A 10,826-nucleotide genomic window follows, 5' to 3' on the forward strand; every position below is an offset into this window, starting at 1 on the left:
TTCTATTATTCAGCCTCAGAAACTACTGTGAAGCGTTCGTTTACGTGTTTTGGGTTCTCGATTTCATCAAGTGCTGCTACTGCAAAATCTTCGTAACTTACGTAGCTATCACCTTTTGCGTTAACAAGAAGGTTGTCCTTACCAGCTTTGTAAGAGCCAGTGCGTTTTCCTAATGCGAATAGTGCAGAAGGGCTGATGAATGTCCAAGTAATATCATTTGTTTGTTGTAAGATTTCTAAGTTTTTACCTTGGTTTTGAGCAGTTGCAAGGTATTCATTTGGGAAACCTGGTGTATCAAATACACGAGTCGTTTTTTCTTCGTCTACAAATAAGCTTCCTGCCCCGCCCACAACAAGTAATTTTGTATTAGGTGCACCTTTCATAGCTTCAATTAGTACGTTTCCTGCATCTACATGAAGATGTTCTTCGCCTGCTGGAGCGCCGAATGCATTTACTACAACATCGAATGCTTGTAGGTCATTAGATGTAAGGCTAAATGCATCTTTTTCTAAAACTTTTACGTTGTCTTCTATAATTTTTGCAGCATTTCTTACAATTGCAGTTACTTCGTGACCGCGATCTAATGCTTCTTTTAAAATACGACTTCCAGCTTTTCCGCTTGCTCCGATAATTCCGATTTTCATAATGAATCCCTCCAAAGTGTTTTGTTAAAGTGTGTATGTGAAAATGAATGAATTTAGTGTAATTACGATTGTTACAACTTGATGTAATCATTATAGTTACAGGTTGATGTTTTTGTCAATGGGATTATGTATTGTTTTATTATGTGCATTTTATAAATATAAAGTCATAAATAATAACAAATAACACCGTTATGTTACAAAACCTAACATATGGAAGTAATAACCTGTCGAAAAATGTTGATTTTTGAATATTTTTTAAATATAATTCAATTTATGAAGAAAAAGGGAGGGGACTGACAGTATGAATATTTTAGAACAATTCGTTTCATCAACGAATACGATTCTTTGGTCATATATTCTTATCGCAATGTTAATCGGTTTAGGGCTTTATTTTTCTATAAAATTGAAATTCGTACAAATTACTCATTTAGGGGAAATGGTTCGATTAATGGGTGATGGTTTAACTGGAAAGACACGTAAAAAGGGAAGTGTATCGTCATTCCAAGCATTTTGTATGAGTTCAGCAGCTCGTATTGGAATCGGGAACTTAGCTGGTGTAGCGCTAGCTATTTCTATGGGAGGACCAGGAGCTGTATTTTGGATGTGGGTTATTGCGATTATTGGGGCGTCTTCAAGTTTCGTAGAAAGTACGCTTGCGCAAATTTATAAAATAAAAGATGGTAGTGGCTTCCGTGGTGGTCCTGCTTATTATATGGAAAAAGGTTTAAATAAACGTTGGATGGGAATTTGGTTCTCTATCCTTATTACAATTAGTTACGGTTTAATTTTCAACTCAGTACAAGCAAATACAGTGACATTAGCATTTGAAAATGCATTTGGTATTGAGCGTTATGTTGTTGGAATCGTATTAGCAGTATTAGTTGCGGTTATTATTTTTGGTGGTGTGAAAAGTATCGCGCGTATGTCTGAGCTGATCGTTCCGCCAATGGCACTTATTTATATTGCAGTAGCTATTTTCGTTGTTATTAAAAACTATTATTTAATACCGGATATGTTTACAGAAATCTTTAAAGGTGCATTCGGTTTAGATTCAGCTGTAGGTGGCGGTATCGGTGCTGCAATGAAGTTTGGTATTCAGCGCGGATTGTTTGCGAACGAAGCAGGTATGGGTAGTGCGCCAAATGCGGCTGCAACAGCGGATGTAACACATCCAGCTAAACAAGGATTTATTCAAACAATTGGAGTATTAGTAGATACATTCTTAGTATGTACATCAACAGCGTTTATCGTACTATGTTCTGGTGCATATAAGGCAACAAATTTAGAAGGTATTGAATTAACGCAAGTGGCGTTAAGTTCACAAATCGGTTCGTGGGCAAGCGGCTTCTTAGCGATTATTATTTTCCTATTTGCTTTCAGTTCATTACTAGGAAACTATTATTATGGTGAAACGAATATTGAATTTATTAAACAAAGTAAAACTTGGTTAACGATTTACCGTATTGCGGTAGTGGGAATGGTATTATTCGGTTCTGTTGCGACGCTTCAAGTTGTATGGAATATGGCAGATTTATTTATGGGTCTAATGGTAATCACAAACTTAATTGCGATTACACTTCTTGGAAGATTTGCGTATGCAGCATTAGCGGACTATGTGAAACAAAAGAAACAAGGAAAAGATCCAGTCTTCAGTGCAGATTCTATCCCTGGTTTAACGAACACAGAGTGCTGGGACAAGCCAGCAGTAGCAGATAAAGAAAAAGCTGTATAATACAAAAGGAACGAGCATCAGAGAAATTTGATGCTCGGTTTTTTTATGGTGATAAAATAAGGAGAGAGGTAAAAGACGAACATTAATGAGCGTTTTATAATAAAATGTAATTTTTTTAAAGAAAAATGCAGATGTGAGTTGTAATTTGTGTTAGAATGGTTAATGGCTTTAGAATAAGAGATTAGACGACTTTTTATAATCATTTCTATGGTTTTAGGGGTAAATGGAAAGTTCGGTTTATTTCGTATTTCTAATGGTCAGACGTTCAACGTTAATGAAGAGTTAAATGGAGGATTTTATTAATGAAGTTTGTTATGTTTCTTGTAGGATTACTAGTTGTATTCGTACTCGGTTTTCTTATAAGTTCTGATCGTAAGAAGATTAAGTATAAACCAATCGCGATTATGCTTGTTATTCAGCTAGCTTTAACGTATTTCTTATTAAATACGCCAATTGGTTATATTTTAGTAAAAGGAATTTCAGATGGATTTGGAGCGCTTCTTGGATATGCGGAATCTGGAATCGTTTTCGTATTTGGTGGTCTTGTTAATAAAGGAGAGGTTTCATTCTTCTTAACAGCTTTATTACCAATCGTATTCTTTGCCGTTTTAATTGGAATTCTGCAACACTTTAAAATTTTACCGATATTTATTCGTGCTATTGGTACTATGCTAAGTAAAGTAAATGGTTTAGGAAAATTAGAATCATATAATGCAGTAGCGGCTGCAATTGTTGGGCAAGCAGAAGTATTTATTACAGTAAAAGATCAATTAAGTAAAATCCCCAAACATCGTTTATATACACTATGTGCGTCTTCCATGTCGACAGTATCGATGTCGATCGTTGGTTCTTATATGAAAATGATTGAGCCAAAATATGTAGTAACAGCACTTGTATTAAATTTATTTAGTGGTTTCATTATTATTCATATTATTAATCCGTACGATATTACGGAAGAAGAAGATACACTGAAGTTAGAAAATAAGAAAAAACAGTCATTCTTTGAAATGTTAAGCGAATATATTATGCTTGGTTTCACGATTGCGATTACGGTAGCAGCAATGTTACTTGGTTTCGTAGCATTAATTACAGCAATCAATAGCTTGTTTGATTCAGTGTTCGGTATTACATTCCAAGCTATTTTAGGATATATTTTCTCACCATTAGCATTCGTAATGGGAATCCCGCAATCAGAAATGGTAACGGCGGGACAAATTATGGCAACGAAATTAGTATCGAACGAATTTGTTGCGATGCTTGATCTAGGAAAAGTAGCTAGTGATTTATCAGCTCGTACAGTCGGTATTCTTTCTGTATTCCTTGTATCATTCGCGAACTTCTCATCTATCGGAATTATCGCAGGTGCAACGAAAGGGATCGATGAAAACCAATCAAACGTTGTTTCATCATTCGGATTACGACTTGTATACGGTGCGACATTAGTAAGTCTTTTATCGGCGATTATCGTTGGTGTTATGTTATAAAAAGGATGGCCCTAGCTCATAGCTAGGGCTATTTTTTATAGTAAATTTACATAAAAAAACCAATCAATTAGGAATATATTAACATATAAAAATCTTTTAAAATTTATATTGCATTTCGATTAGATAACGCTTACAATTTGATTTGTAGGTGGTATCCATTTCACACGTTAAATACGGTAGAGAAGAAGAGACTACCTGTTATAAATTGCAATTTATGTAAACGCTTACTGATTTTAGAAGACAGTTCAAAATATTTTAAGGGTTCATATTTTTTTAACACCAATGGTCAGACGTCATTCGTTATACGACTGATAACTCATGGAAGTGGAGGATTCACATATGAAGTTAGTAATGTTTCTAGTCGGTTTACTTGTAGTATTTGTACTAGGGTTCCTTATAAGTTCAGATCGTAAGAAAATTAAATATAAACCAATTGCAGTTATGCTTGTAATTCAATTGGTACTTGCGTATTTCTTACTAAATACAAAGGTCGGATTTGTATTAGTAAAAGGGATTGCAGATGGATTTGGCGCTATTTTAAAATTTGCGGAAGCAGGGGTTAATTTCGTATTTGGTGGTCTAGCAAATGATGGACAAGCACCATTCTTCTTAACAGTATTATTACCAATTATTTTCTTAGCAGTACTAATTGGGATCTTACAACATATAAAAGTTTTACCGATTATCATTCGTGCAGTCGGTTTCGTATTAAGTAAAATTAACGGTTTAGGAAAACTTGAATCATATAACGCAGTAGCAGCGGCAATTGTCGGCCAAGGTGAAGTATTTATTACAGTAAAAGATCAATTAAGTAAATTACCAAAAAATCGTTTATACACACTTTGTGCATCTTCAATGTCAACAGTATCAATGTCAATCGTTGGTTCTTATATGAAGATGATTGATCCGAAATATGTAGTAACAGCACTTGTGCTAAACTTATTTAGTGGATTCATTATCATTCATATTATTAATCCATATGATGTGAGCGAAGAAGATGACATTTTAGAATTACAAGAAGATAAGAAACAAACATTCTTTGAAATGTTAGGCGAATATATTATGCTAGGTTTCTCTATCGCTGTAACAGTAGCGGCGATGTTAATCGGTTTCGTAGCATTAATTACAGCAATTAACGGTGTGTTCGATTCAATTTTCGGAATCACATTCCAAAGCATTTTAGGATATATCTTCTCGCCATTAGCATTCGTAATGGGCATTCCAACATCAGAAATGCTAACAGCAGGACAAATTATGGCAACGAAATTAGTAACGAACGAATTTGTTGCGATGCTTGATCTAGGAAAAGTAGCTGGTGAGTTATCAGCTCGTACAGTAGGTATTTTATCAATCTTCCTTGTATCATTTGCGAACTTCTCATCTATCGGAATTATCGCAGGTGCAACGAAGAGTATCGATGGAAAACAATCAAACGTTGTATCTTCATTCGGATTAAAACTTGTATACGGTGCAACGTTAGTAAGTATATTATCAGCGGTTATCGTTGGGGTTATGCTTTAATAAATAACAAAGAAGTCGTTTATCTCTCACTTAGGGAGGATAAACGACTTTTTGTTTAACTTGCTTTATCCAAGTCTTTTTTAAACCGTGGTCTCTCTAAATAAGTTCCCAGTCTCCACACATATTCCACAGGCCCCATTCGGTATTTCTGTAGCCAATAGGTACTAACGAATAATTGAATCGTATAAATTCCAATGGTTAAAAGAATACCAAAGAAATAGCCAATTTTACCGTATAAGCCAAATCCATATGCGTAAAAAATAGTTGTTGTGATAATAGATTGCGCTAAGTAATTACTAACCGACATTTTTCCCATGTTCGCCATGTATGTTAGTAAATGCGCTACCTTTTTGTAATGGAATAATAAAATAATCGTGCTTCCGTAAAAGAAGGTCATGGTTACTGGTGTAAGACTATCTTGTAACATAATTAAAATCGGATGTTTCACGAATATAGCTAAGATTTTAATTGTAAAAGAGAAAATCCCAGTGATAAGCCAAATTTTTTTGACAGCAGGTATATGTTGATTGACCTCAAATAGCCAGCCCTTTTTCCCCACATACATTCCGAGTAAGAAAAGTGGAGACATAAAAATTATTGCGAAAACTGATATGAAAACTAATCCGAATACACCGTTAATCCCCATATAATCAAAAGGATTTTCAGTCAGTCTAAAGTTGACATGATCCATATAGCTTCCAGTCTCATGGACCTTATGTTCCTTTTCGGTATAAGGTGCGAGATCATCGTAGGGGTTCGATGTTGATTCCGATTGGTAAGATGCGAGCATAATGAGTGCTAGTAAAATAGATGCCCAAATGAGCAATGTTTTCGGTTTTCGATTGATGAACATCATTAAGAAAATCCCGATAACCCCGTAGGCAAATAAAATATCTCCCTCCCAAACAAAGGTGCCGTGAATGTAGCCTAGCAGTAAAAGAATGATAATACGTCTTATGTATGTGGGGAAGAATTTCTTTCCTTTCACAATAATACTTTTTTGTAGCAAAATAATACTAAGACCAAATAAAAAAGAGAATAGGGACATGAAATTGTGGGTGCCGAAAAATTGAATAAACCAATTAGCACCTTCATCAAGTGGTCCAAATATGTAAGTTGGTTTTTCACTGGCGAAGACTCCAAATTGAATTAAGGTCATATTGACAAGTAAAATACCAAACAAAGCGAAACCACGGATTGCATCAACAGCTTCTACACGCTGATTCATTTTTTCTCTCCTCGTATATTATTTTATATTGAAAATAATACCATTTTCTTATTGGTACTATGTCAAATACAAGGGAATTTAAGGTGATTTTAAGCTAGAGAGAAAATAAAAAAATCACCTTAATCCATTCATTAAGGTGATTAAAATACTATTCAGCCGGAGGCGTAAATGTACGTTTTTCTAATTCAGCATCTAGCATAAACAGTGCGTTTGAATCGCTTGTAATACGTTTTAATTTTTGGATGATGCTATCGAATGAAGCTTCTTCTTCTACTTGCTCGTCAACGAACCATTTTAAGAAGGTAATTGTTGCGTGTTCACGCTCATCCCACGCAATATCAGATAAGTTATAAATGCGCTTCGTTACTTCACGCTCGTGCTCAAGTGCGACTTCAAAAGCATTCAATACAGACTCATATTCATTATTAGGATGATCAAATCCAGTAATAATAGCGCGCTCACCACGGTCATTAATGTAGTTGTAAAGTTTCATTGCGTGGAAACGCTCTTCTTCAGCTTGTACAAGGAAAAAGTTAGCGAATCCATCATAGCTTTCCGCTGTACAGTAAGCAGCCATTGCCATATAAGCGTGGGCAGAGTAAAATTCAAAATTCATTTGTTCATTTAGTGCGTCGTGCAATTTTTTAGATAACATAAAATCCCCCTTATTATTTTGACAAGAACATTATATCACAATTGATAATATTCTCATTTAGATGTTTCGAACCTTTTTGAAAGCTTTGTGACGTGTGTTTCCATAATGTCTTGTAAATCCAAATCATATTTTTGTGAAAGAATAATAAGATTAGATAGGACATCACCAAGTTCTTCTTTTAGTTCTTGTTTTAGCTCATCTTGTGTTTTTGTTTGTTCATCAGGGCGATCACGACCGATTTCAATTGCGCGAACAACGCGTGAAACTTCCCCAACTTCCTCAGTTAAGAAATTTAAGCGAATAAAGGAATTATACTGTGACCAGCTTCGTTTTTCATAAAATTCCTCAACCCATCTTTGAAATGCGACGATATCCATTTCTTTCTCATCCCTTCAATATGTTGTACAATACCCATTGTATCATAACAATATATAGTTTCGGGGTGTAGGAATGAGGAAGATTTGTGTGTTTGCAGGTTCAAATTTAGGGGAGAGACCAGAATTTAAAGAGCAGGCAATAGAGTTAGGGAAAATATTTGTTGAGAACGATTATGAGCTTGTATACGGCGGTTCATGCGTTGGATTAATGGGAGAAGTGGCAAATGAAGTTCTTCGCCTAGGTGGACGTGTAACAGGTGTTATGCCGCGTGGTTTATTCCGTGGTGAAATTGTTCATACAGGACTAACAGAATTAATTGAAGTAGAAACGATGCATGAGCGTAAGGCGAAAATGGCAGAGCTTGCGGATGCTTTCATTGCATTACCAGGTGGATACGGAACGTTTGAGGAATTATTTGAAGTTGTATGTTGGTCACAAATTGGTATACATGATAAGCCAGTTGGTTTATTGAACATTAAAGACTTTTACGGACCAATTCTGCAAATGGTTGAACGTGCAGCTGAAGAAGGCTTTATGAACCCATCGAATAAAGAGTTAATCGTTTCAGCTGAGACGGCTGACGAATTAATTCATAAAATCCAAAATTACGAGCGTCCTGTTTTGGGGACTAAGTGGAAGCAATTATCATAGTACAATTTTATAGAGAATTTCGGAAACACATGTCATTTTATCTTGAAAAGGCATGTGTTTTTAATTTGGTTAAATATGTTAATGTTGCGATATAATGTTTTTTTGAAAAGGAGAAATAGATGGAGGAGTTTGTGTATTTACGTCCTGTTTTTAAAAGTATTTTAGCAGCATCTATTCTTGTTATGCTAATTGTTTTAAGACAGAAGAAAGAGCTTATTAATGAGTTTTCACTTTGGTTTATTTCGGTATTGTGTATCGGTGTTTCGGCGATAACACTTGTTATGTTAGGATTTATTGCTGATGAGTATAGTTTAGGCGGAGATTTGCAGTCTTCTAATATGTTTATTGGGATTGTTTTGATAAGTGGTCTAAATTTCATTATTTACTATAAACGGAAATAACAAGGAAGGCATTCCATATTACTTTGGAATGCCTTTATCATTTTGATTACTTTGTTTTTTATATAGATTTTTGGAAGCACATGTAAATTCATTTTAAAAAGACATGTGTTTTTAATTTGGTTAAATATATTGATAGTGAGATGTGAAATCGTTGGAAGAGGGGAAGTAGATGGAGGTATGTTTTGCTGACTTAAAAAAGGAACATCTGAATAAAAGGTGCATAAGGAATTATTGAGTGACATAGAATTGTTCCGTTAAAGGGTCAGATTGTGGAAGATAGGGAATGTTTTTTATGAAGTTAATAGAGGTTTTTTTAATCGAAATCAGAATAAATTTTATAGATGTAATCCTTTGGGAATTTTTAATCAGTTATGTATCATAATCTAATCATTAAAATGAAAATTGGAGGAGAAATAATCATGGGGCATTCTGTATTAAAAATGTATGACTACCACTTATGGGCAAATGAAGTTATTTTAAATCGCTTAAAAGAACTACCGCAAGACATTTTCCATAAGGAAGTTAAGAGTGGTTTTTCTTCGGTGGCAAAAGTAATGTCTCACATATACCTCACAGATTTAGCCTGGCTTGAGATTATTTCTGGTAAAAGCATGAGTGATGCAATGGTACACACAGACCAATTGAAAGAACAGCTGGAAACAAAAAATATTGAGGAAATGGAAACTAGTTTTTATGAATTATCTAAACGATATAAAGAACTTTTAAGTAGTCAACAAGATTATGAAAAAGTGTTTGAGGTTGATAACCCATATGCTGGGCACCTGGATACGACGGTTTCTGAAACAATACTACACGTCGTCACCCACGGAGCATATCACCGTGGGAATATAGCCACAATGTTGCGGCAAATGGGGCATACCTCTGTTATGCAAGATTTTGGACTATTTCTATATTCAAAATGAATTCTTTTTATTTACCATAGAATATGGGTTTTTATGATGTTTTTTGGGACTGCTTTTATTAGTGGTTTAAGCTTAATTATGTAATATAGAATAAAGGCATTCCATATTATTTCGGAATGCCTTTATTGTTATTTTTATTTTGTTTTTTATACAGGTACCAGCCACCCCAGCCGCCACCAATTGCTACAACAACGAGGAAAGCATAGTCTTTAACCTCGACACGTATATTGAAAATATTAGCTATGAGTAAGAGAATCCCAACTGTTATTAACGCGAAAAATGCTCTAATTAAGTAGTCTTTCAACTGAACCACTCCCGTCATTTAAGTAGTAAATGATGAACTTGGAAAAGCTTTTTGGATCTAATTACTAAAGGGTGTTTCCTATATTTTAACATAAAAGAGATTGTAATATATTGATAAAAATAGTGGAGGGGAGTGCTATTATTGTCGTGATTTGTCGGTAAGTCGATATATTGGAAAAATCGCTGATAAATTTGACGAAATCGCCGATATAATTAGAAAATCGCTGATATAATTTCTGCGCGATTACCCCATAGAAAAAAGCGACTCTGAACGAGCCGCTTGCGCTTTTAATATATTATTGATTCAAGAATGCACGTAGCATCCAAGCGTGTTTTTCTAGTTCTGTGTAGATACCTAGTAGTAGGTCAGATGTCATTTCGTCGTCAGAGTTTTGAGCGATTTCCATGCCTTTTTTCAGTTCAGTTAGCATCATTTCGTAGTCTTTCATGATTGCTTCGACCATTCCTTCTGCAGTTTCTCCGTAAGCCGCTTCTTGAATAGAAGATAGTTCTAAGTATTCTTTCATTGTTGCTACTGGTTTGCCGCCAATTGCTAAAATGCGTTCTGCAATTTCATCGATGTGAGTAGCTGATTCTGTGTAAAGCTCTTCAAATTTTTCATGTAGTGTGAAGAATTGAGGTCCTTTTACGTACCAATGGAAGTTGTGTAGTTTTGTAAATAAAACGCTCCAGTTTGCTACTTGTTTGTTTAATGCTTCGATTACTTGTGTATTCATTATGATCAATCTCCTCTTGAGTTATTATGTTATATGAATTACTAATTTATAATTATTATAATCTAGTAATTTGTATAAATCAACCCTTTTGTTGGAATTAATTTGAACAAATTATGAACTGTTGTAAATAAAAACGCCCTATTACTGTGAAGTAATAGGGCGTTTTTAT

12 protein-coding genes are annotated in these 10,826 nt (G+C 34.7%); 6 read left to right on the forward strand and 6 right to left on the reverse strand.

What is annotated here, in order from left to right; genetic code table 11:
• Positions 1–5: 5 nt before the first annotated feature.
• Positions 6–644 carry an NAD(P)-dependent oxidoreductase gene (locus V7038_RS21860; protein ID WP_002112762.1) on the reverse strand — a complete coding sequence of 213 codons (639 nt, stop codon included), beginning with the start codon at positions 642–644 and terminating at the stop codon, positions 6–8.
• Positions 645–945: 301 nt separating this feature from the next.
• On the opposite strand from V7038_RS21860, the gene V7038_RS21865 reads away from it, so the two are divergent.
• The 3 genes from V7038_RS21865 (at position 946) to V7038_RS21875 (ending at position 5,381) form a co-directional block, all read left to right on the forward strand.
• On the forward strand, positions 946–2,376 hold the full coding sequence (locus tag V7038_RS21865; RefSeq protein WP_002112761.1) for an alanine/glycine:cation symporter family protein: 1,431 nt from the start codon (positions 946–948) through the stop codon (positions 2,374–2,376).
• A gap of 302 nt (positions 2,377–2,678) precedes the next feature.
• Positions 2,679–3,860, forward strand: a complete 1,182-nt coding sequence (locus V7038_RS21870) for a NupC/NupG family nucleoside CNT transporter (RefSeq protein ID WP_002112759.1) — start codon at positions 2,679–2,681, stop codon at positions 3,858–3,860.
• A gap of 339 nt (positions 3,861–4,199) precedes the next feature.
• Positions 4,200–5,381 (forward strand): NupC/NupG family nucleoside CNT transporter, encoded by a 1,182-nt coding sequence (locus V7038_RS21875; protein WP_002112757.1) that lies wholly within the window; start codon positions 4,200–4,202, stop codon positions 5,379–5,381.
• A gap of 55 nt (positions 5,382–5,436) precedes the next feature.
• On the opposite strand, the gene V7038_RS21880 is transcribed toward V7038_RS21875, so the two are convergent.
• The 3 genes from V7038_RS21880 to V7038_RS21890 form a co-directional block, all read right to left on the reverse strand.
• Entirely contained in the window at positions 5,437–6,609 is a 1,173-nt protein-coding gene (locus V7038_RS21880; protein WP_335695630.1) for a DUF418 domain-containing protein, read from the reverse strand.
• A 148-nt stretch (positions 6,610–6,757) separates the two neighbouring features.
• Positions 6,758–7,264, reverse strand: coding sequence for a ferritin (locus V7038_RS21885; protein WP_002112754.1), 507 nt, complete (start codon positions 7,262–7,264; stop codon positions 6,758–6,760).
• 53 nt (positions 7,265–7,317) lie between these two features.
• Entirely contained in the window at positions 7,318–7,641 is a 324-nt protein-coding gene (locus V7038_RS21890) for a MazG nucleotide pyrophosphohydrolase domain-containing protein (RefSeq protein ID WP_002112753.1), read from the reverse strand.
• Between the two features lie 88 nt (positions 7,642–7,729).
• Here V7038_RS21890 and V7038_RS21895 point away from each other — a divergent pair, with 88 nt between their 5' ends.
• The 3 genes from V7038_RS21895 to V7038_RS21905 all read left to right on the forward strand — a co-directional run bounded on the left by V7038_RS21895 (position 7,730) and on the right by V7038_RS21905 (position 9,617).
• Entirely contained in the window at positions 7,730–8,293 is a 564-nt protein-coding gene (locus V7038_RS21895; RefSeq protein WP_002112752.1) for a TIGR00730 family Rossman fold protein, read from the forward strand.
• Positions 8,294–8,412: 119 nt separating this feature from the next.
• Entirely contained in the window at positions 8,413–8,694 is a 282-nt protein-coding gene (locus V7038_RS21900) for a hypothetical protein (RefSeq protein WP_002112750.1), read from the forward strand.
• A gap of 419 nt (positions 8,695–9,113) precedes the next feature.
• A complete protein-coding gene (locus V7038_RS21905) occupies positions 9,114–9,617 on the forward strand; it encodes a DinB family protein (RefSeq protein WP_002112749.1) in 504 nt (167 codons plus the stop codon).
• A gap of 106 nt (positions 9,618–9,723) precedes the next feature.
• On the opposite strand, the gene V7038_RS21910 is transcribed toward V7038_RS21905, so the two are convergent.
• Together V7038_RS21910 and V7038_RS21915 are read right to left on the reverse strand one after the other, a co-directional pair.
• Positions 9,724–9,921, reverse strand: coding sequence for a hypothetical protein (locus V7038_RS21910; RefSeq protein WP_000656311.1), 198 nt, complete (start codon positions 9,919–9,921; stop codon positions 9,724–9,726).
• Positions 9,922–10,216: 295 nt separating this feature from the next.
• Complete coding sequence (locus tag V7038_RS21915; protein WP_002112747.1) at positions 10,217–10,657, reverse strand: Dps family protein; 441 nt, start codon at positions 10,655–10,657, stop codon at positions 10,217–10,219.
• Positions 10,658–10,826: the final 169 nt, after the last annotated feature.

Source organism: Bacillus sp. JJ783, assembly GCF_036963225.1.
Classification (GTDB): Bacteria; Bacillota; Bacilli; order Bacillales; family Bacillaceae_G; genus Bacillus_A; species Bacillus_A cereus_U.

Coding starts and splice junctions, on each gene's coding strand:
- V7038_RS21900 (WP_002112750.1), top strand. CDS start 8,413: ATGGAGGAGTTTGTGTATTTACGTCCTGTTTTTAAAAGTATTTTAGCA.
- V7038_RS21865 (WP_002112761.1), top strand. CDS start 946: ATGAATATTTTAGAACAATTCGTTTCATCAACGAATACGATTCTTTGG.
- V7038_RS21870 (WP_002112759.1), top strand. CDS start 2,679: ATGAAGTTTGTTATGTTTCTTGTAGGATTACTAGTTGTATTCGTACTC.
- V7038_RS21880 (WP_335695630.1), bottom strand. CDS start 6,609: ATGAATCAGCGTGTAGAAGCTGTTGATGCAATCCGTGGTTTCGCTTTG.
- V7038_RS21915 (WP_002112747.1), bottom strand. CDS start 10,657: ATGAATACACAAGTAATCGAAGCATTAAACAAACAAGTAGCAAACTGG.
- V7038_RS21860 (WP_002112762.1), bottom strand. CDS start 644: ATGAAAATCGGAATTATCGGAGCAAGCGGAAAAGCTGGAAGTCGTATT.
- V7038_RS21905 (WP_002112749.1), top strand. CDS start 9,114: ATGGGGCATTCTGTATTAAAAATGTATGACTACCACTTATGGGCAAAT.
- V7038_RS21890 (WP_002112753.1), bottom strand. CDS start 7,641: ATGGATATCGTCGCATTTCAAAGATGGGTTGAGGAATTTTATGAAAAA.
- V7038_RS21875 (WP_002112757.1), top strand. CDS start 4,200: ATGAAGTTAGTAATGTTTCTAGTCGGTTTACTTGTAGTATTTGTACTA.
- V7038_RS21885 (WP_002112754.1), bottom strand. CDS start 7,264: ATGTTATCTAAAAAATTGCACGACGCACTAAATGAACAAATGAATTTT.